The organism is Campylobacter sp. US33a, assembly GCF_004378855.1.
Taxonomy (GTDB): Bacteria; Campylobacterota; Campylobacteria; order Campylobacterales; family Campylobacteraceae; genus Campylobacter_D.
This window is the reverse complement of the sequence record NZ_RYYL01000004.1, coordinates 40,069-60,894: the sequence shown is the minus strand read 5'-3', so window position 1 is coordinate 60,894 and position 20,826 is coordinate 40,069. Positions and strand designations below refer to the sequence as shown.

Annotated in this window: 27 protein-coding genes; 2 read left to right on the top strand and 25 right to left on the bottom strand. The window is 31.4% G+C overall.

The genetic code is table 11. The features are described 5' to 3' along the window. Positions 1-75: 75 nt before the first annotated feature. The 19 genes from trxB to mqnP form a co-directional block, all read right to left on the bottom strand. Positions 76-1,014 carry a thioredoxin-disulfide reductase gene (gene trxB / locus ELQ16_RS03800; RefSeq protein WP_134238251.1) on the bottom strand — a complete coding sequence of 313 codons (939 nt, stop codon included), beginning with the start codon at positions 1,012-1,014 and terminating at the stop codon, positions 76-78. Between the two features lie 129 nt (positions 1,015-1,143). After that, positions 1,144-1,458, bottom strand: coding sequence for a thioredoxin (gene trxA / locus ELQ16_RS03795; RefSeq protein WP_134238250.1), 315 nt, complete (start codon positions 1,456-1,458; stop codon positions 1,144-1,146). A 55-nt stretch (positions 1,459-1,513) separates the two neighbouring features. Beyond that, on the bottom strand, positions 1,514-1,852 hold the full coding sequence (locus ELQ16_RS03790) for a YraN family protein (protein WP_134238249.1): 339 nt from the start codon (positions 1,850-1,852) through the stop codon (positions 1,514-1,516). Then, positions 1,852-3,105, bottom strand: a complete 1,254-nt coding sequence (locus ELQ16_RS03785) for a homoserine dehydrogenase (protein ID WP_134238248.1) — start codon at positions 3,103-3,105, stop codon at positions 1,852-1,854. Before ELQ16_RS03785 ends, ELQ16_RS03790 begins: the two co-directional genes overlap by 1 nt. Continuing rightward, a complete protein-coding gene (locus tag ELQ16_RS03780) occupies positions 3,106-4,311 on the bottom strand; it encodes an LL-diaminopimelate aminotransferase (protein WP_134238247.1) in 1,206 nt (401 codons plus the stop codon). A gap of 6 nt (positions 4,312-4,317) precedes the next feature. Then, positions 4,318-5,124: a hypothetical protein gene (locus ELQ16_RS03775; RefSeq protein WP_134238246.1), complete on the bottom strand. Its 807-nt coding sequence runs from the start codon at positions 5,122-5,124 to the stop codon at positions 4,318-4,320. Further along, complete coding sequence (locus ELQ16_RS03770) at positions 5,118-6,071, bottom strand: hypothetical protein (protein WP_134238245.1); 954 nt, start codon at positions 6,069-6,071, stop codon at positions 5,118-5,120. Before ELQ16_RS03770 ends, ELQ16_RS03775 begins: the two co-directional genes overlap by 7 nt. Beyond that, the gene (gene rlmB, locus ELQ16_RS03765; protein ID WP_134238244.1) at positions 6,064-6,744 is read right to left on the bottom strand and encodes a 23S rRNA (guanosine(2251)-2'-O)-methyltransferase RlmB; all 681 of its coding nucleotides are present in this window, start codon (positions 6,742-6,744) and stop codon (positions 6,064-6,066) included. The genes ELQ16_RS03770 and rlmB overlap by 8 nt, the downstream gene beginning before the upstream one ends. Before the next feature lie 13 nt (positions 6,745-6,757). After that, positions 6,758-7,582: a 16S rRNA (cytidine(1402)-2'-O)-methyltransferase gene (gene rsmI, locus ELQ16_RS03760; protein WP_134238243.1), complete on the bottom strand. Its 825-nt coding sequence runs from the start codon at positions 7,580-7,582 to the stop codon at positions 6,758-6,760. Continuing rightward, positions 7,582-7,782 carry a 50S ribosomal protein L31 gene (rpmE, locus tag ELQ16_RS03755; protein WP_134238242.1) on the bottom strand — a complete coding sequence of 67 codons (201 nt, stop codon included), beginning with the start codon at positions 7,780-7,782 and terminating at the stop codon, positions 7,582-7,584. The genes rsmI and rpmE overlap by 1 nt, the downstream gene beginning before the upstream one ends. Positions 7,783-7,871: 89 nt before the next feature. Continuing rightward, entirely contained in the window at positions 7,872-8,534 is a 663-nt protein-coding gene (locus tag ELQ16_RS03750; protein ID WP_134238241.1) for a 16S rRNA (uracil(1498)-N(3))-methyltransferase, read from the bottom strand. 1 nt (position 8,535) lies between these two features. After that, entirely contained in the window at positions 8,536-8,943 is a 408-nt protein-coding gene (locus ELQ16_RS03745; RefSeq protein WP_134238240.1) for a hypothetical protein, read from the bottom strand. Beyond that, positions 8,940-9,137: a cytochrome C gene (locus tag ELQ16_RS03740; protein WP_134238239.1), complete on the bottom strand. Its 198-nt coding sequence runs from the start codon at positions 9,135-9,137 to the stop codon at positions 8,940-8,942. Before ELQ16_RS03740 ends, ELQ16_RS03745 begins: the two co-directional genes overlap by 4 nt. Further along, complete coding sequence (locus ELQ16_RS03735; protein ID WP_134238238.1) at positions 9,137-9,718, bottom strand: 6-carboxytetrahydropterin synthase; 582 nt, start codon at positions 9,716-9,718, stop codon at positions 9,137-9,139. Before ELQ16_RS03735 ends, ELQ16_RS03740 begins: the two co-directional genes overlap by 1 nt. 150 nt (positions 9,719-9,868) lie before the next feature. After that, positions 9,869-10,612: a 7-carboxy-7-deazaguanine synthase QueE gene (locus tag ELQ16_RS03730; RefSeq protein ID WP_134238237.1), complete on the bottom strand. Its 744-nt coding sequence runs from the start codon at positions 10,610-10,612 to the stop codon at positions 9,869-9,871. Positions 10,613-10,615: 3 nt separating this feature from the next. Further along, entirely contained in the window at positions 10,616-11,578 is a 963-nt protein-coding gene (gene moaA / locus ELQ16_RS03725; RefSeq protein WP_134238236.1) for a GTP 3',8-cyclase MoaA, read from the bottom strand. Positions 11,579-11,585: 7 nt separating this feature from the next. After that, entirely contained in the window at positions 11,586-12,092 is a 507-nt protein-coding gene (locus ELQ16_RS03720; RefSeq protein WP_134238235.1) for a DUF6115 domain-containing protein, read from the bottom strand. Further along, positions 12,082-12,576, bottom strand: coding sequence for a hypothetical protein (locus tag ELQ16_RS03715; protein WP_243832582.1), 495 nt, complete (start codon positions 12,574-12,576; stop codon positions 12,082-12,084). The genes ELQ16_RS03720 and ELQ16_RS03715 overlap by 11 nt, the downstream gene beginning before the upstream one ends. Next, the gene (gene mqnP, locus ELQ16_RS03710; RefSeq protein ID WP_134238233.1) at positions 12,573-13,448 is read right to left on the bottom strand and encodes a menaquinone biosynthesis prenyltransferase MqnP; all 876 of its coding nucleotides are present in this window, start codon (positions 13,446-13,448) and stop codon (positions 12,573-12,575) included. The genes ELQ16_RS03715 and mqnP overlap by 4 nt, the downstream gene beginning before the upstream one ends. Positions 13,449-13,516: 68 nt before the next feature. Here mqnP and miaA point away from each other — a divergent pair, with 68 nt between their 5' ends. Then, a complete protein-coding gene (miaA, locus tag ELQ16_RS03705) occupies positions 13,517-14,380 on the top strand; it encodes a tRNA (adenosine(37)-N6)-dimethylallyltransferase MiaA (protein ID WP_134238232.1) in 864 nt (287 codons plus the stop codon). Here miaA and prfA read toward each other — a convergent pair. The 6 genes from prfA to ELQ16_RS03675 all read right to left on the bottom strand — a co-directional run bounded on the left by prfA (position 14,375) and on the right by ELQ16_RS03675 (position 19,455). After that, positions 14,375-15,442 carry a peptide chain release factor 1 gene (gene prfA, locus ELQ16_RS03700; RefSeq protein ID WP_134238231.1) on the bottom strand — a complete coding sequence of 356 codons (1,068 nt, stop codon included), beginning with the start codon at positions 15,440-15,442 and terminating at the stop codon, positions 14,375-14,377. The genes miaA and prfA overlap by 6 nt on opposite strands. Positions 15,443-15,460: 18 nt before the next feature. Beyond that, positions 15,461-15,724, bottom strand: coding sequence for a 30S ribosomal protein S20 (gene rpsT / locus ELQ16_RS03695; RefSeq protein WP_134238230.1), 264 nt, complete (start codon positions 15,722-15,724; stop codon positions 15,461-15,463). 99 nt (positions 15,725-15,823) lie between these two features. Then, positions 15,824-16,315, bottom strand: coding sequence for a phosphatidylglycerophosphatase A (locus ELQ16_RS03690; RefSeq protein ID WP_134238229.1), 492 nt, complete (start codon positions 16,313-16,315; stop codon positions 15,824-15,826). Between the two features lie 2 nt (positions 16,316-16,317). After that, the gene (locus tag ELQ16_RS03685; protein WP_134238228.1) at positions 16,318-17,478 is read right to left on the bottom strand and encodes a sulfate adenylyltransferase; all 1,161 of its coding nucleotides are present in this window, start codon (positions 17,476-17,478) and stop codon (positions 16,318-16,320) included. Beyond that, on the bottom strand, positions 17,456-18,343 hold the full coding sequence (locus ELQ16_RS03680; protein ID WP_134238227.1) for a response regulator: 888 nt from the start codon (positions 18,341-18,343) through the stop codon (positions 17,456-17,458). Before ELQ16_RS03680 ends, ELQ16_RS03685 begins: the two co-directional genes overlap by 23 nt. Beyond that, entirely contained in the window at positions 18,340-19,455 is a 1,116-nt protein-coding gene (locus ELQ16_RS03675; RefSeq protein ID WP_134238226.1) for a bifunctional 2-C-methyl-D-erythritol 4-phosphate cytidylyltransferase/2-C-methyl-D-erythritol 2,4-cyclodiphosphate synthase, read from the bottom strand. The genes ELQ16_RS03680 and ELQ16_RS03675 overlap by 4 nt, the downstream gene beginning before the upstream one ends. A 109-nt stretch (positions 19,456-19,564) precedes the next feature. Between ELQ16_RS03675 and ELQ16_RS03670 the strand changes: the two genes are divergently transcribed. Then, positions 19,565-20,668, top strand: a complete 1,104-nt coding sequence (locus tag ELQ16_RS03670; RefSeq protein WP_134238225.1) for an Mrp/NBP35 family ATP-binding protein — start codon at positions 19,565-19,567, stop codon at positions 20,666-20,668. The last annotated feature ends 158 nt before the right edge of the window (positions 20,669-20,826 follow it).

Below are 20,826 nucleotides of genomic sequence, written 5' to 3'. Positions count from 1 at the left end.
AACAAAGATTATAGCTAAAATTTGCTTTTAAAATTTAATCAAAAACAAATTTCAGTCAAAAGCAAATCTAAAAGATTAATGCAAGCTTTCTATATAAGCCATAGCACTAAGTGCCGCTACTGCTCCATCTCCTGCTGCGCAAATAACTTGTTTTGGGGCGTCTTTTCTAAGATCTCCTGCCGCAAAAAGCCCTGCAACACTTGTTTGCATTTTAAGATTTACACTTACTTGTCCGCCTTCTTCCATACCACACAAAAAGCTTCCATCATCTTGCTTTAAAATTTCATTCCTTACATTCAAGCCTACAAAAGTGAAAATCCCAGGCACATTTAAATCCCTAATGCTACCATCTTTTAGTTTTACTTTTACACCCGTAACACCCATTTTATCGCCATATACCTCATCAACGCTAGCACTAGTAATAAGCTCAATTTTTTCATTTTTCTTTACTTTTCCAACGGTTGATGGTGCAGCTCTAAATTCATCTCTGCGGTGAATCAAATAAACTTTAGAACAAATATTTGCTAGATACAAAGCTTCTTCTAAAGCCGTATCGCCACCACCTAAAACCGCCACTTCTTTATTTTTATAAAAAAATCCATCACAAGTCGCACAAGTACTCACACCTTTACCAAAAAATTCATCTTCACCTTTAAAACCTGCTCTTTTTGGTGCAGAACCTGTACAAACAATCACTGCTTTCGCAAGCTCACTTTTACCACCTTCAAGCTTTATAGTAAAAGTTCCATCAGCATTTTTACTAACTTGTTCCACGCCTACCATTTCGTGCTTTAAGCCAAAACGCATGCATTGCTCACTCCAAGGTGCCATAAAAGAAATTCCATCCATAACTTGTGCTACACCTGGATAATTTTCGATTTCAGAACTTGAAGTAATTTGACCTCCTGGCATACCTTTTTCAAACATCACTACATTTTTAAGTCCACCTCTTGTGGCATAAAGTCCAGCACTAAGTCCAGCAGGACCTCCACCTATAATTGCTACATCTAACATTGTTTTTCCTTTATTTTTGATTTTTATTGATAATGATATACAAATTATTCTTAATAGTAGTTAATAAAAATTATTATTTGATAAAAAAGAAGATTAAAGTCAGAAAAAGCCACAAAAAGTGGCTTAAAATTATAATAAAGAATTGAGTTTATCGCTAATTGCTTGTTTTGATTGTGCACCCACAAGTTGATCTACCACTTCACCATTTTTAAAGAAAATAAGCGTAGGAATAGAACGAACACCAAATTCTGCAGCCAAATCGCCTTGTTCATCGGTGTTTACTTTGCAAATTTTTGCCTTTCCATCAAAATCATTTGCAAGCTCATCAATAACTGGAGCAAGCATTCTACAAGGTCCGCACCATGGTGCCCAAAAATCAACCAATGCTACACCTTCTTTTGCTTCTGCAAAATTCTCAGAAGTTAACTCAATATATTTTCCCATAATTTTCTCCTTAAATTTTTATTTGCTATTTTAATCAAATAAAAAAAATATTAGCTTAAAAACTGATATTTTCAGCAAATTCTATCACATCATTTTTAATACAAATGAGATCAAGTTGAAAATCGTTGCAAATTCCTTTTTTGAGCGTATAAAATTCAATAGTCTTTAAAATCTTTTCATATTTTTTAGCATTCAAGCGTTCAGCGACTTCATAATCTCCTGCAGTACTTTTTACTTCTATAAAATGCAAAATTTCATTCTTTTTAGCAATGATATCTATTTCACCAAATTTAGAATGAAAATTGCGTTCTATAATTTTATAGCCTTGCTTTTTTAAAAATTTACAAGCTCTATCTTCTGCCTTCATGCCAAAAAGATATTCAGCTAAACCCATTAATCTTCGATTCTTATCATAAAAACATCATCTTTTACAAATTCTTGTTCTTTAAGTTTTTGCATTAAAATTTGTATATTTTTTTCATAAGTTTGATGTGTTACAAAAAATAACACTGCGGAATTTTCCTGCTCTTTTTTAGGTTTTTGCAAAAAGCTATCAATAGAAATTTCATGCTCACTCATCATTTGAGTAATTTTAGACAAAACCCCGATTTTGTCTTCTACTTTTAGTCTTAAATAATATTTTGTATAGCTTTCTTCTTTTGGCAAAAGCTTATATTTAGTATCATTTAAGTAGCCAAAAATAGCAGAATTTTTTTCTTTTCTAGCTATGTCTATTAAATCCGCTATCACTGCACTTGCAGTAGCCTTGCCACCCGCTCCTGCTCCATAATACAAACTTTCGCCTAAAACATCTCCATAAATACTAATAGCATTCATCACGCCATCTACTTTGGCAAGCATTTTATCACGACTCGTCATCGCAGGATGCACGCGAAGTTCTACTTTATCATCTTTAATTTTTGCAATACCCAAATGTTTAATCGTGTATTCAAATTCATTAGCAAAATAAATATCCTCATCACTCACTTTGCTAATACCTTCTATTAAAATATCTTCAGGTTTTGCACGCAAACCATAAGCAATATTAGCCAAGATTAAAAGCTTATGTGCTGCATCTTGCCCTTCAATGTCAAAAGTAGGATCAGCTTCTGCATAGCCTAATTCTTGTGCTTTTTTTAGCACAGAATTAAAATCAATACCCCCTTTACTCATTTGGGTTAAAATATAATTGCTAGTTCCATTTAAAATTCCTTTAATGCAAAAAATATTATTTGCACTTAACCCTTCTTTTAAAATTTTTATAATAGGAATTCCACCTGCAACACTAGCCTCATAACCAAAAGCTGTATTTTGGGCTAATTTTTCTAGCTCTTCTCTATGATAAGCAAGCAAAGCTTTATTGGCAGTAACTACTGCTTTTTTTCTTTGTAGAATTTCGCTAATTAATTTCAAAGGTGTTTCAATACCACCCATAAGCTCTACAAAAACATCAATATCATCGCGGTTTAAAATTTCTTCTATATCATTTACCACAGGTATTAAAGCATTTTTTTTAGTACTTCTTGCTAAAGCTACAACAGGGATTATTTCTTCATTACACCTTGCTTTAATAAGCTCTTGATTTTTAAGTAAAATTTCTACAACTGCACTTCCTACAACTCCATAACCTAAAATTGCTACTCTCATTTATTCTTCTTTTAAATATTTTTTAATATTTCTTGCAGCTTGTCGGATACGATTTTCATTTTCTATTAAAGCTATCCTTACATACTCATCACCCGCTTCACCAAAACCAATACCAGGGCTTACTGCCACACTTGCACTTTGCAAGAGTTGTTTTGAAAATTCTAAACTCTTTAAATGCATTTTACTTTCAGGTAATCTTGCCCACACAAACATACTTGCCCTTGGTTTTGAAAGCTTCCAACCAGCATTTTCAAAGGCTTCAAGTAAAATATGCATTCTTTTATCATAAGTAGCCCTAATTTCATCAACACATTTTTGATCCCCATCTAAAGCTATAGTAGCAGCTACTTGTATAGGTGTATACATACCATAATCAAACCATGATTTTATCTTCTTAAGTGCAGCCACTAAGCGTTTATTGCCCACAACAAAACCCACACGCCAACCTGCCATATTATAAGATTTTGAAAGAGTGTAAGTTTCTACCGCTACATCTTTTGCGCCTTCTACTTCTAAAATAGATGGAGTTTTATACTCATCATAAGTAAGATCTGCATAAGCAATATCTGAAATAATATAAAATCTTTCTTTTTTAGCAGTTGCAACAAGTCTTTCATAAAAGCTTTTTTCGCAAGTCACAGTGGTAGGATTGTGTGGAAAATTTACCACTACATATTTTGGACGCGGAATGCTTTCATGTAAAGTTCTATTTAAATCTTCAAAAAATTGATTTTCATCAAGCTCAAATTTTTCATTATAAATTAAAGGCATTTTAGCTACATTTCCCCCTGCAATGATAAAAGCTTGAGTGTGGATAGGATAAGCAGGAGTTGGTACTATAGCAACATCACCAGGATTAATAATCGCTCTTGCTAAATTTACAAAGCCTTCCTTAGAACCCATAGTAGCTACCACTTCGCTATCTGGATCTAAATTCACGCCATATTTTCTTTTATACCAATTACAAATGGCTAAACGGAGTTTATAAATTCCCATAGAAGTTGAATAGCCCGAAGTCTTGTCTTTGTTTGCACTTTCACAAAGCTTATCAATGATGTGTTGTGGTGTTTTGCCATCAGGATTTCCCATAGAAAAATCGATGATATCTGCTCCAGCTCTTCTTGCTGCCATTTTGATTGCATTTACTTCTGCAAAAACATAATTTGGAAGTCTTTCTATGGTATTAAAATGAATTTCTTCAAACATTTTGTCTCACTTTTTTAGATAAATAGTTAAACCTCTGCGTATATTATCAAGAGTAAATATATCGCCTATAATAGCATAAACTGCACCGCTGGGAATAAAATCTTTAAATTTATCACTTTTCGTAGAGCTTTGAACCGCACGAATTAAATTTAAATTTTGATCCAAAAATATAATTTTTGCAAACCATACATCCATAGAATTTGAGGTAATTTCTATACTTTTTGCACCTTGCAACAAAACAATATAATCTCTTAAAGGTTTCTCTAAAACAACCTCTTCATTTAAAGGCACATTCACATTAGGTTTTAAAAAAGCTTTTGAAAAATCTAGAGTATATTCGTAATCAAAAGCTCCCACTTTTTGAACATCTTCAATAAAAACAGAATTTTGTTTTAAAAGATTATAAAAACTTCCAGAATCAAGAATATACTGAGATTGCACTTCTATCTGATAAAAAATATTGCCGTCTCTTAAACTTAAATCAATGGGAGTAAAATAAATAAAACCTGAATTATTTAAAGCATCGTTAACAATCTTAAAAAAAAGTATTCCCTCAGTTTTTGCTTTAAAAGAAATTCGCATTGTAGCTGGTTCTTTTAAAGCAAAATCAATCAAAGAATTAATCTTAAGCGTTCTTGTGATTTTATCAATATCTAAATTTCCATTTGAATCTTGATAATTTTTATTATCAAATAAAGCTCTTAATTTATTTTGTTTGCTTACATCATCTACCATATGCTCTGCAAGTTCAAGTGCTGTTAATGCCAAAAGTTGATTTGATAAAAATACAATAATAAAAAAAAATCTTACCATCCCTTGCCCTTATTATATTTTGCAAACTCAGCTAAATCTATATTTCTTATGGTATTATCACGGATAATAAAGCGCTTTAGCTTTCCTGCAGGATACTTAAATTCATTGCCATTTTCATCAATCATTGTAATGGCATTAGTTCCAATGACCATCAATCTATCTCCGCCATTAACAAGATTGACACTAAATTTTTTATTTTTTACAAGGGAAGTTTTTTTAAGGGTTTTTATATCTATAAATCCCACCCAAATTTTATCCGAGCTTGCAAATTGGGCTTCACTAAATTTTGGTTTTACGAGCTCTTCTTGAATATTTACATCTTCTTGACTTATATTATTTTCAATATTCTGATCCGTATTTTGTGCAAACAAAGTCGGCGCAGAAGTATTATTTTCCAAAACTTGCTCCTGTTCTTTACTTGCATTTTGTTCAATGAGATTATCCTCTGCATTTTCCGCCAAAACAAGAGCATTATCATTTTCTTGCATATCTTTTTGGATTGATTGATTATCTACCACAACAACACCATTTTGCAAAGGAGTACTTTCTTCGGAATTTGCAATACCCGCTTTATTGCTAATCAAAGAAATCACATCATAATAATACACCCCACCGCCTATTACACCAACAATAATAAATCCTATAAACCACTGCCAAAGACCGGAATTTTTACTCGCATACGCATCAAGTTTAGGAATGATAATGGTTTTGCTCGCTGGCTTTAAATTTGATGCATTTTCTTCCAAATAAGCATCGAATTCTTCCATAAATTCAGTAAAATCAATGTCGTATTCTTTGCTTAAAATTTTTAAAAAGCCTCTGACATTAAATCGTTGCAAAGTTGCAAAATCTTTCTGTACCAATGCTTCTAAAAAATCATATTCAATTTGAGTTCTTCGAACCGCTTCTTTTAAATCCAAATTTTGTATTTTGTTAAAATTATCCATTAACCATCCTATCACAAAGTATTGCAAATGCGGCGCTTACATTAAGGCTATCAAAACTATTTTTCATTGTAATACCCACACATTCATCGCATTTTTTTACTATCTTTGGTGCTATACCAAAACCTTCACTTCCTAAAATTAAAGCCTTTTTTTCCTTTATTTTTACCGTGTGTATGTCTTTTCCGCTGCCATCGCTAGCGTATAGATAAAAACCTTGCTGTTTTAACTCATTTAAAACACTTGAAATATCTTTAGTTGCAACTATAGGTAAATCAAGCGCCGCACCACTACTTGTGCGTATCACTCCTTCCATTGCCAAATTTTCACCAATATAAATCAAAGCATCAACACCCAAAGCATAAGCCGTTCTTGCTATGGCTCCTATATTTCCAACATCACTTAAACCGTAAAGTATGACGATAAATTGAGCGGATTTTACCTTAGAAAAGCATGCAAATTCATAATCTTTTATATCCATTAAAAAGCCTTGATGATTTCCACCCTTTGCATAAGCTTGCGCAGTTTTAAAATCAAGTCTTTTAACCTTAAATCCCGAATTCGCAATTAACCTAAAACTCTCTTTATCGCACTCTTTAGCAAGATAAAGCTCATTGACTAATTCTTTGTGATTTTTTAAAATATAAAAAAATATTTGTTTGCCATAAACTACCATTGAAAAATAATATCTAAAATTTACTTAAATGTAGTTTTTGATATATTTCTTTTGCATTTTTTCCACTTAATTTGGCTAATAATTTACTTTTTGTCTTTAATGGTAACTCAAGTTCTAAAATATCACTCTCACATAAAGCTCCTTGAGTGAATTCTTCCCCATTTTCTTTTATCACAACAACCCACTCGCCATTTAAATTATGATTTTTAAGTTCTGTAACTAAATTTTGTGCGGTATTTTTGAATTTTTTTTCAAATTTTTTAGTCGCCTCTTTAATGGCAAAAATTTCTCTTTGAGGTTCTAATTTTGCAATACTTTCTATAAGATCTAAAATACGTTTAGGAGACTCATAAATCACACTTGGATAAGGATTTTTCAATACTTTTTCTAAATCTTTTTGTCTTTGTCTGCCTGTATTTGGTAAAAAACCCATAAAAATAAATTCTTTTTTACAAAAGCTTGAGCTTACGATAGCAAGTAAAGCCGCATTTGCACCAGGTAAAACCTCATAAGGAATTTGATTTTCCCAAGCAAATTGTATTAAAGATTGTCCTGGATCGCTAATACCAGGCATTCCTGCATCGCTCATAAATATAATATCTTGATTAAAAAAATCAATATCTACTCTTGCAAAAAATTCTTTTTCATTATGAGTATGAAAAGAAAGATAAGTTTTGGGTTGAATTTGAAGTTTGTATTTAGAATTTAACAAAGCAATTAAAGACTTAGCAACTCTTGTATCTTCGCAAATTAAAATTTCGCAAGTCTTTAAAAGCTCTAAAGTACGAAAAGAAATATCGCTTAAATTTCCTATAGGAGTAGGAATAAAATAAAGCATTATTGCATTGCGTATTTTTTCTTAAATTTCTCTACACGACCTGCCGCATCTACGATTTTTTCACTGCCTGTGAAAAAAGGATGGCAATTAGAGCAAATATCTACTCTTAACTCATTTTTATTAGACTTTGTTGTGAAAGTGTTGCCGCAAGCACAACTTACTTTGCATTCTACATATTCTGGATGTATGTCTTTTTTCATTGAATTTTCCTTAGTAATTGTTAGAAAAAAATAAGAAGTAATTATAATAAATTAAAATAAAAATAACTTTAATTTAAGCTAATTTTTAGTTAAATTAAAATTTTTGCGCTCAAGGCTATTAAAGCTGTTTGTGATTTTAAAATATTTTGACATTCAAGCCTTACTTTTTGCGTAAAGCATCGACGTTCTGCCTGTGAAAATCCTCCTTCAGGGCCTATGAAAAAAATCTTTTCTTTTGGCTCTTTAATCTCTTGCAAATTTTGTCCTTCAAAATCTAACAAAATCACATTTTGATATTTTTGGCAAAAGCTTTTTATGTCTTTAAAAATTTCAAATTCCATTAAATGCGTGCGTCCGCATTGTTCACAAGAATTAATCAAAATTCTCTCATAACGCTTTAAATCAAGCTTGAAATTTTTTTGTGAAAACTCCGCATAAACCAATATTAATTTTCCAACACCAAGCTCATTCAAAAAAGGCAAAGTTTTTTCTAAAATTTTCGTATCAATCACAGCCAAAGCTATACTAAATGGGTATTTTTGTTCATAAGTTTGTGAGTGACTTTTTAAATGCAATTTGCAAAAATTTCTGCCTATTTCTATAATTTCATAGCCGTATAAAAACTCGTCTTTTAAATTTCTCAAAAAAAGCTCTTGTCCAACTTTAACGCGTCTTGCTTTAAGATGTAAAAAAGCCTCATTTTCAATTAAAAGCTCTAAATTTTTGGCATCTTGATGGTATAAAAATTGCATTTTAAAAATAATTTTTCAATAAAGTAGGAAAAAACAAAAGGAAAATTTCAACAAAAATTACAAAAAAACTGATTTTTCTAAATTTAGCATATCTTCTTAAGCGCCTAGCTGTCTTAAACTGCTTGAAATGAAAAATAGCCAAAAATAAAATAACACACCATGAAAAAATCATAGACCAATAATAAGCATTCATTTGAAAAAATTTCAAAGCCAACAGTAAAGAACCCGTAAATAACACTACAGCTAAAAATAAATAATAAATTGGCAAAAACAAACGAATGCGTTTAATAAAAACAAATTCGCTCGTTAAACGATCTTGGGTAAGCATAAGATACAACGCCATTAAAAAACCACTCGCATACAGACTATAAACATGCAAAGCAATAAAAAATTCCTGTGCTTGCATTATTCCAAACCTTGCAAACTTTGATTGATATCATCTTCTATAGGTAAAGGCAAATTGTTTTCATTCAACTCGGTTTTTTCATCATTTTGCTCGATTTGCACTACTTCCTCATCGTTGGCTTTATTTTTACTTACATTATCATTTTGCGTGCAAGCGCTGAATAAAAATATTAAAAAAATTCCTAGAAAATATCTCATCACACTTCCTTTTTATTGATAAATTCATAATCTGATTTTAATTTCTCAAAGAAATTTGCGTCTTTCCATTCTGCTATTACTCCTTGTGAAAATTCTATATCATCTAATGAAATTTTAGGCATCAACTCACTATAAGCATCTTCTGCAAAAGCCTGTGCGTAGCCTGTTCTTGTTTCATGAACAATGATAGATTTTAAACTCACACCCTTTTCTCCATTAACCATTATGGTTTTTTTAAGCAAGGTATCAATAAGTATAAAAAAAATACGGCAAAAATTCTCAGCACTGACATTTACAGGCAAAGAAATCCAGCGACTAGAATGCTTTTTCATCTGTGCTAAATATTCCTTATCATCATCTTTAAATAGGGTAATAGTGTGATCAAAGCTATCAACAATTTGTTTGATCTCATCTTTTAATAATCCAAAATCATAAACCATACCCGCATTATCTAAATACTTGCTTTCAAGCAAAATTTCAACCTTATAAGAATGTCCATGTATGCTTGTTTTGCATCTTTTAGAACTGCAAAATCTAACAATATGCGCATTTTCAAATTCAAATAACTTCCGTATAATCAAATTTCTTCCTTAAAATTTTTTAAATTGTAAAATGTTTATTTAAATACTCCTTAAATAAAGTTAAAATTATAATACACTCAATGCAAAAAGTTATTTTTGGAATTTCAACCCTATCAAAAATTACGCCGCAAATCTAAATTTATTATGAGTTTAAACCTTTTCTTTATCATTCCAAAGTCTAATATGCAAACGATCAGTGTAGTTAAAACTATTTTTTATACAAAAATCCGCAACGCCCAAAGCATTACTTGCAAGTTCATCAAAATTCGCCCCCATAGGCATACAAAAAATTTCATTGGGTGCTTCTTTTATAATCTCTAAAATTTCTTCTTTTTCTTGTTCTAAATTTTTAGCATCTAAAACAAATTTATAAAAACTATCTTTTGCGTGCTCCTTAAAAGCTTTTAAGGCTTTAAAATTAAGCCTCTTTTCCCTAGAAACACCGCTATTTTCAAGTTTCACACCCAAGGCAAAAACACATTTTTTATAAATTGGATATTGTTTAAAATCAATTTCAATACTAGCATTACTTTCAAAATGCACCTCCAAATTCTCACTCAATAAAGCCTCAATAAAAGCTATAAATTCAGCCTTTTTATAATGCAAAAGCGGCTCACCGCCTGTGATAACGACTATGGGATTTGATTTTTGTTTTAGCTCAAGCACTCTGGCAAATAATTCCTTGGCGTTTAAATTTTTATATTCTTTGGCAAATTCTTTAGTCCAAACTGCTCTGATTGTATCACAACCTATAAGTTTTTGACCGTTTTTTTCTTGCTTAACACCAAAACCAACACAATTAAAATTACAACCCGCAAAACGCATAAAAACAGCCAATCTACCAGCATACTTACCTTCACCTTGTATGCTTAAAAAACTTTCCACTAGCTCCAAATTTTAGCCTCCTGTTTGATAAAAAGCACGAGGTGAAGTTTCATTATCTACTATGCCCCATTTGTTTTTTTCTGGTTTATTTTCTAAAACTTTTTTTAAAACCTCAGCTGCCGCTTTGATGTCTTTATTTCTTACTGCTTTTTTAATGCTTAAAGCCTCCTCATAATATAAGCAAGGTATAAGCAAACCTTCTGCACTCAAGCGAATTCGGTTACAACTTTTACAAAACTCATCACTATGCGGATCGATGATGCCAAATTCATAATCATCAGCCCTATACAAACTTACCGGCGCATTTTGGGTTTTTTGTATAAGATTGATGGAGTATTTTTGACTCAAAATTTTAATGATCTCATCTTTTTTCAAGCCTTGTAGTTTCCCATAGGCGTGTGTATTTTCCATAAATTCAATAAAGCGAATTTGGATATTTAAGTCTTTAGCAAATTCTAAAAGTTTTAAAAGCTCATCATCATTAATACCCTTTAAAGCAACAGTATTAAGCTTAACCTTAAAACCTATAGCAATAGCCTTTTTAATGCCTTTAATTACTTGTTCTAACACTTCTTTTTGTGCGATTTTTTTTGCTTTTTTCGCATCTAAAGTATCTAAAGAAATATTAATACGTTTTAAGCCTGCATCAAAAAGCTCCTGAGCTTGATCTTCTAATAAAAAACCATTTGTAGTTAAGGCTAGATCAATTTTATTATTATAATCATAAATCATTTTAATAAATTTATACAATTCATTTCTAACTAAAGGCTCGCCACCAGTAATGCGAATTTTATTAATGCCACCATCGATTGCCACCTTAACAAACAAAAAAAGCTCTTCAAAACTAAGTAAATTTTCTTTAGGTATGTATTCAAAAGGAATTTTTGGCATACAATATAAACAACGGAAATTACATCTTTGAGTAACAGAAATGCGAAGATAGTCTATTTTCCGACCATATTGATCAATGAGCATAAAAATCCTAATTTAATAATTGTTTAAATTTAAGGGCAAGTTCAACACTTCCAATCCCGATACGCAAATCCTTAGCGATTTGCTCCACACTCTTACCCTCTTTAAAAAGCTCAATAATTTTTTGCTCTTCATTTTCATAGCTTGGACTTAATTTGCTAATATTTTGTGTCTTTTGTTCTAAATTTAAAATACGATTTTGCTGTTCGTTTTGAAATTCTTCAATGATATACTCAACATTTTTTAAAGAACTTAAAACAGGTGCGATTTTGGCATTTATTTCTTTTTCAAGCATGATTTTTAATTCTTCTTTTAAAAGCACAATATCATAATCTTGCAAACCGCTTTTACCTTCCAACTCCTTGCGCAAAAAATGCTCTTGTTTAGACAAATCTTCAACAATTTTTTCAAGTTGCTCAATCCTGCACATACTTTCTTTATCTTTAACATAAATAAAAACAAGCATAATCGCCAAAACAACCACAACAACAATCAAAAAAAACACATCATTGCTCATCTTTTCCCTTTAAATTTTTTATCATATCCCTTTGAATTTCAACAACAAAAGCAGAATACACACTTTCATCATCACTTTTAATCTTAATGATCTTTGCAGTATTAGCATCTAAAGCTTTTAAAAATACAGCAATTTTTTGAGAATTTAAATCAAATCTCGCATAATACTCACTCCCACTCTCCAAAAGCTCTTCACTAAATTTCAAGCATTCAAAATTCATCGCACAAATAAAGCCTTTTTGCCCTAATTCAAGTAAAGATTTTTCTTCATTACTTTGCTTAAGACTAACAATATCACTCTTAAGTTCAAGCAATAAATCAAAAACCAAACGCTCTCCCTCACTAAAATCTGTTCTTGAAGATAATTTTTTCCATTTTGCTAAAGTTTTATTTGCATTCAAATTTAAATATTCTTGCAAAAAAACAGAATCACTCAAATCACTCTTTTGAAATTCTATCTTTAAGCCCGTAGTAAAAAAATTCATTTCCATAATAAATCAACCCAAATAAAAATAAAAAACACCATACTCAAATAGCCATTTAAAGTAAAAAATGCCTTATCAATCTTAGCAAAATTCTTTCTGACAATAAAATGTTCGCTAAGCAAAATAACTCCAGAAATTATCACGCCACATAAAGCAATATATCCTAAAGACGCAACCCAAACGAATAAAAGCCAAAAAAGCACTGCTAAAAGATGACAAAAAGCAGAGATAAAAAGCGTTGCATTAAGCCCAAATTTCGCAGGTATAGAGTGAAGTCCAGCTGATCTATCATACTCCATATCTTGCAAAGAATAAAGTAAATCAAAACCCGCTGTCCAAAACATCACTCCCAAACACAAAATCACACTATAAATGTGAATTTCACCCATCACAACCACACTTCCTGCAATGGGCGCAAGTCCTAGACAAAAGCCCAAAACCAAGTGTGCCAAAGAGCTAAAACGCTTAAAAAGCGAGTAAATAGCCAAAACAAAAAGTATAGGAAAAGAAAGATAAAAAGCCAAAGCATTGATAAAATAAGAGCTTAAAATAAAAATCAAAGCATTGGCAATAATAAAAGCAATAATGCTAAATTTTCCGATTTTTCCGCTAATATTTGGCCTATCTTTACAACGCGGATTAGGTTTATCAATGTCCTCATCAACAAAACGATTAAATGCCATAGCAAAATTTCTCGCACTTACCGCACAAATAACCCCTAAAATCAAAGCCTTAAAACCAAACCAAGTACTATCATTTACAATCTTTGATGCTACTATCATAGAAGTAAACAAAAAAGGCAAAGCAAAAATAGAATGCTTAAAAACAATCAAATCTAAAATGTCTTTAATTTTCGAATATATCAAATTCATTCTCACTCTTTTTTAGATATTTTTGTTATGATTTTACTAAAATAATTTTAAATTTAGGATATTTTTTAATGTTTTTTGAATTTGCACTCATTGGAACTACAGCTTGCGGAAAAACAGAACTTGCCAATAAACTTGCTTATCATTTCAATGCTTGCATTTTAAGCCTTGATAGCTTGTGTGTTTATAAGCAAATTAATATAGCAAGTGCTAAAACAGACGCAAAGACCCTTGAAGAACTTTGCTATTTTGGAGTCAATTTACTTAATGTAGATGAGCATTTTAATATCGCTATGTTTTTTGAAGAATACAAAAAAGCTAAATCTCACGCCCAAGAAAATCATCGCCCTTTAATCATCACAGGCGGAACAAGTTTTTATCTCAAAGCCCTAATGGATGGTTTAAGCGAAAATATCAATGCTAGCCAAAGTCCTTTAAATAACGATGAAATTTATGGACTTTTAAAACAAATTGATCCTAAGGCAAAAATAGAAAAAAACGATACCTATCGCCTTAAAAAATGGCTTGGAATTTATGAAAAAACAGGGCAAATTCCTAGCGAATTTTTAGCACAAACCAAACAAGAAGCTTTGATAAAAAATTTAGATATCTTTGAAATCACATGGGAAAAAGCTGATCTTGAAAAACGCATTATCCAAAGAACGCATTCTATGCTTGAAAATGGGCTGATTGACGAGGCTAAAGAGCTTTTTGAAAAATACGATGAAAATTTAAAAGCCTTAAATTCCATAGGATTAAAAGAGTGCAAAGAATTTTTGCAAAACAAGCTCACAAAAGAGGAGCTTTGCGAACAAATCATCATACACACAAGACAACTCGCAAAAAGACAAAGAACTTTTAATAAAAAATTTCAAAGCAAGGCTTTAAATTTCGCCCAAGCTTTTGAATTTTTATGCACTAATTATAGTTTATAAATTTTGCTCTTGCAAAGACTGGGCTTGATAATGCGCGATTAAAGGCTCGATGATTTCATCAAACAACCCATCTTGCATAATGGCATCTAAACGATAAAGCGTGAGATTGATACGATGATCACTAATGCGGTTTTGCGGGAAATTATAAGTGCGTATGCGCTCACTTCTATCTCCGCTTCCTACTTGAGATTTTCTTGCTTCGCTTTCTTGAGCTAAGCGTTCATTTTCTTGCATTTCAAAAAGTCTTGCTTTTAAAACTTTCATCGCGCTTTCTTTATTTTTATGCTGACTTTTTCCATCTTGATTAACAACGACTATGCCTGTAGGTATATGAGTGATTCTCACAGCAGAATCGGTAGTATTAACACTTTGCCCACCGTGTCCTGAAGAGCGCATGACATCGATTTTAAGATCGTTTGGATTAATTTGTATTTCTATATCATCAACTTCTGGCATCACAGCAACAGTAATGGCAGAAGTATGCACACGACCTTGAGATTCAGTTTGTGGGACGCGTTGAACGCGGTGAGTGCCACCTTCGTATTTAAGTCTTGAGTAAGCCCCTGTGCCCTTTACTAGCATAATAATTTCTTTAAATCCCCCCACACTTCCTTCGCTAGAGCTGACAATTTCAAGTTTATAATCACGGTTTTCAGCATACCTTGCATAAGCTTTTACAAGATCACCAACAAACAATGATGCTTCATCACCACCCGTTCCAGCACGAATTTCAAGAAAAATATTTTTCTCATCATTAGGATCTTTAGGTAAAAGTAGAATTTTTAGCTCTTCTTCAAGCTTTGGTTTTAAGTCTTCTAAATTTTTTAATTCCTCTTTAGCAAGCTCGCCAAGCTCCACATCGCTAAGTAAAATTTTATTTTCTTCTATATCTTCTAAAGTTTTTAGATATTCTTTTGCTTTTAAAACTATGGGTTCTAAATTTTTTTGTTCTTTTGAAAGTGTAGTCATTTTGCCGATATCATTAATGATATCAGTATCACTAAGAAGAGAATTTAACTCTTCAAAGCGTTTTAAAAAAGGCTCTAATTTGCTAGCTAACATTAAAAACTATTAAAAAAATTATGCGATTTTATTAACTAAAAGAGCGAGACGACTCACGCGACGAGATGCAGTTTGTTTTTTAAGAAAACCACGACTTACCATAGCGTGGATACTTTTATTTGCTACTTTTAAAGCTTCAGTTGCCGCTACTTTATCATTGTTTTGTGCTGCTTCGCGAACTGCTTTTGTGATATTTTTAAGTCTAGTTCTGTAAAATCTATTTCTCTCTGTTTTTTTGATAGTTTGTCTTGCTCTTTTTTCAGAAGATTTATGGTTTGCCATTTTAAGTTTTCCTTTTTTGAAATTAAAGTGCTAATTATAAGCAATAAAAATTGAAAATTTGCTTAATTTAAGTATTTTTTTAGAAATAGCCAATTTTCATCAAAACAAATTTTGCAAGCTTACATCCCAGTCCACAAAATCAAATTTCATCATAACACCATAAATAATCGCACACAAAAGTCCTGCAAAAGCCCCTGCGAGCATATCATCAAGCATTACACCTAAACCACCTTTAGTCTTTTTATCAATTTTTCCTATAATTGAAGGTTTTGTGATATCAAAAATTCTAAATAAAATAAAAGAAAGTATAAAAGTAAAAAGCGTATTGCCACAAATTGCTAAAGCTAAAAAAACTCCAGCAACTTCATCAATCACCACATGTTTATCATCATGAATTCCACTTTGTTTTTCATACTCATCAATGATTTTTATAGATACAAAAAAAATCAAAAACGAAAGCAAAAACAAAGTCGTAATCCCCAAATATTTTAAAATAAAAAAAGCAGGGATTAAAGCCGCAAGAGTTCCAAAAGTCCCAGGGGCTTTTTTAACACAACCTGAATAAAAAAAAGTTACATAAAATTTAATCATAATCACACCATATAAGTCATTTGATAAGTTTTTAAAAGCTGCTCGTAAAATTCTTCATCTTTTCTGCGTTCTACTATTTCACTTGTCACAAAAAGATCGTTATAAAGTTTTTGCATATTTTTAAAACGATTTGGGAAAAGATGAGTCAAAATACTTGTTGAAATTTCCCTTCTCATAAAAACTGAAGGAGGAATGATACCAAGTCTTAGTAAATTTCTTAAAGAATTACTGTTGTATTTCATATGATGATGAAGACCGTGTGGGCAAGATTTAGTGCTCACTATCATTTTACACTCTTCGCAAAAAACAAATTCAGGCAAAACAATAATTTCTATGCCACATTCCTTAGAAAAATCATCTAAAATAGTTTGAGGCTGATTGTGATAATAAAACATCCCAAGCCCAGTATGATTTTGCCCCACAACAAGTTTAGTACATCCTAGACTTTTAGCAATAACACTTTCTAAAACCGGATTTAAATGCGAATGAAAAATATCGATATTTTTTAGCGGAAAAACAAAAACGCGATCAGGTGGCAAGTATTTTTGTATAAAATCTTGAAGATATTTTTGCTTCACACCAAATTCTAAACCGTTTTCACCATAAGATTCAATCAAAAATATCACAACCAAATCTGCCTTATCAATGGTCCATCTAAACATTCTTTCATGAGCTCTGTGTAAAGGATCAAAGCTTGAAACAATGGCTGTGATTTTTTGAGCATTGATATTATTTTTCACTCTTATAAAATCTTCTTTGATTTTTTTAATATGAGAATCATAAATTTCAAATTCTCCTCCAATACAAAATTTACCTAAATCATCCAAAGAACAAGTATTTGGGCTAAAAATATCTTTAACATTTTTTGAAGTCTTAAATTTGCTTTTTAAAGTAATTTCCCCAACAACCTTATCTTCGCAAACAAACTCTAAAACATCACCAATACGACTTTGCTCTATAATTTTTTCACTTAGTAATGGAGAAAAAGTTAAACTATAAGGTGTAATTTCGCCTCTAAATTTTCCTGTTTGTGCAACTTCATCCCTTTCTTCTTCACTCATTAAATGCGTGCAAGTTCCAAGCATCCCTTCTTTGATTAAAGAAAGAATTTCAAATTCATTTTTTTGTATAGTGATTTGTTTATTTTTTCTTAACAATGCCATATTTTTTCCTTTTCTCCCACAAGGACTTACGAGAAATTCCTAATTTTTTAGACAAATCCGTATCAGGAAAAACATTTTGATAAGTATGGATGATATATTTTACATATTCATCTATAGTTAAAATTTCACTATTGTGTAAGGTTTTTTCTGTATCATTAAGGTTTATGATATTAAAATTTGCCCCCTCTACTTCTGAAGTTGTATGCAAAATCACTGATTTTTTTTGCATAAACTCCAAAACCCTCTCTTTTTCACTACCTTTTAAAGTTTGAAAATTAGTCAAATAAAACAAACTGTATTCGCTAAAAGATTTAAAAATTTTATCCAAAGAATTATTATTAGACAAATCGATATAAGATAAAATTAAATCCCTTTCCTTAATATAATTAAACACAAAAGTATCGGCATTTATTTGAATATTGGCTTGCAAAATAAGCGGTAATTTAATTTTCTTATAATCAAATTCTGCAATCTTCACTGTTTTAAGTTTAGATTCTATATAACCACTATAAGTTTTATTAATAATCTCGAGTTTTTTATAATGTTGATAATGTTTGATTTTCCTTACAAGCTCTTCTATCATAAAAGGCTTTTGGATATAATCACTTGCTCCAGCTTTTAAAGGCATCGAAACTGTATCAGCACTCACATAAGAAATAAGCAAGATAATCACACTTTGCTTATGCACTTCAATAACTTGAGAAAAGTTATGTACTCCGGTAGAAAGCAAAATCACATCGTAATGTTTATTTGCATTCATATCATTAACAGAAGAGATAATTTCACAATTAAAACCCATATCGCTAAGCTTTATGCTAATGCTTTGTGCTAAGTAAATTTCGTTTTCTACAATTAAAACTTTCATATCGCCGTCCAATCAAAATATTTCAAATTCACATTGCTCATTACTGCTATACCTTCCTTTCTACCTATAAATCCGAGTTTTTCTGTTGTAGTTGCCTTGACATTGATTCTAAACATTTCAATATTTAGAGTTTTTGCTAACTTCTTGGCAATTTCTTCTTTAAATTTTTGAAGCTTTGGCTCTTGTGCTATAACAGTAATATCCGCATTTACAAGCTCAAAACCTACTTCTTGCACCTTTTTATAAGCTTCTTTTAAAAGTTCTATAGAATTTGCATTTTTGTATTTCATATCCGTATCTGGATAAAGTTCGCCAATATCACCTAAACTCGCAGCACCCAAAAGTGCATCAGTTAAAGAATGCGCCAAAACATCGCCATCAGAATGTGCCTTTAAACCCATAGTAGGATGAATTTGTATCCCTCCTAAAATCAAAGGCCTATTTTCTCCAAATTCATGCACATCAAAACCATTGCCGCAAAAAATTTCACTCGCAGGTTTTGGAAGTTTCATTTTTTTTAAATCCTCTTTATAAGTGATTTTTCTAGCATTTTCATCGCCTTGTATATACCAAATTTTACCACCCACACTTGCAACCGCCGTGCTATCATCGCTAAATTCCACACCGCTTTCTAAAGCCTTTTTTAAAAGCTTAGTACGCGAAAGTTGTGGGGTTTGTATGAGTTTTATTTTTTCTCTTTGTAAAATTTCATTTTCCAAGATGCTTGTATCAACTACTTTTAAAGCAGGAGTGATGCAATCAGCATTAGGAGTGTTTTCAATCAATTTTTTAAGCATTTTTTTTGAAATATTAGCCCTTGCAACATCACTCACCATCACAAATTCAGAATTTACTTTCTCAAGAGCATTTTTTAAAGACTGTGCACGTGAATTTCCGCCCTGAATAATCTCATAATTTGAAGAAAATTTTTGCATATATTTAGCATTACTAGAAGTAACAATTATTTTTTTGAAATTATAATAAGAACTCAATTTTTTTGTAACATAAAGCCATAAAGGATCATGATTTAATCTCAAAAATTGCTTTTTTACTTTCAAATCAAACCTTGTAGAATCACCAGCTGCGAGCATTATCAAACTAATATCAAACACAAATTCCCTTAAAATAGTTTTGTATTATGTTACCATATTATACACTTACAAAAAGCTAAATTTTATTTATTTATAGTAAAATCCTTACAAAAATTTAAAAGGAGAAATTTTGGAAGAGCAAATCAAACAAAAACTTATGCAAGTAAAATACCCAAATTTTGACAAAGATATAGTCAGTTTTGGTTTTGTAAAAGAAATCAATGTAAAAGATCAAAATGCAAATATAAAATTAGAAATAGTTTCTGCAAGTACTGATATAGCAAATACCTTAAGAACAGATATTGCAGAGGCTTTAAAAGATTTAAATTTAAAACTCGATCTTCAAATCATACAACCAAAAATCCCAGAAGAAAAAAGCAATTCAAGAAGCGGTAAAAACATCGCTCCGCAAGTTAAAAACTTTATCATGGTTTCAAGTGGAAAAGGCGGAGTAGGAAAATCTACAACCACAGTAAATTTAGCTATTTCTATGGCAAAAATGGGTAAAAAAGTAGGGATTTTAGATGCAGATATTTATGGACCAAATATTCCAAGAATGCTCGGTGAAATAGGCACTCAACCAGAAGTTGTGGGTTCAAAACTAAAACCTATTTTAACTCATGGCATTTATATGATGAGTATGGGCGTTTTAATTGAAGAAGGACAAGGGCTTATGTGGCGTGGGGCAATGATTATGAAAGCCGTGGAACAACTTTTAGCTGATGTGATTTGGCCTGAACTTGATGTTTTATTTTTAGATATGCCTCCAGGAACAGGTGACGCACAAATCACTTCCGCACAAAGCATTCCAATTACCGCAGGAGTTTGCGTAAGCACCCCGCAAAGCGTTTCTTTAGATGATAGCAAAAGAGCCTTAGATATGTTTAATAAACTCCACATTCCAATCGCTGGAATTATTGAAAATATGAGCGGATTTTTATGTCCTGATAATGGCAAAGAGTATGATATCTTTGGTAAAGGTACAGCAGAAGATATGGCAAAAGCTTATGGTAGCGAGGTTTTGGCACAAATTCCTATCGAGATGATTGTAAGAGAAGGTGGTGATGAGGGCAAACCTGTAAGTTTTTATCATCCTGAAAGTATAAGCTCAAAACGCTATTTGATAGCAGCTGAAAAAATTTGGCAAGTTATAGAAAAAATCAACAACGAAGGTGGAGCAGATAATTCTGCAATTCAACCTATAATGAATGGTAAAAGTGCTTGCTCTAATTAAAATTTAATCATCCTAAAGGAATAAATTTGTCATCACAAAGAGACAAACTTTCGTCATTCTGAAAGAATAATACATTTTCACTCATCATGAGCGAAACGAAAGATCTAAAGTATTTTAAATAGAGATGTTTCACTTCGCTCAACACGACAAGGAAGAAT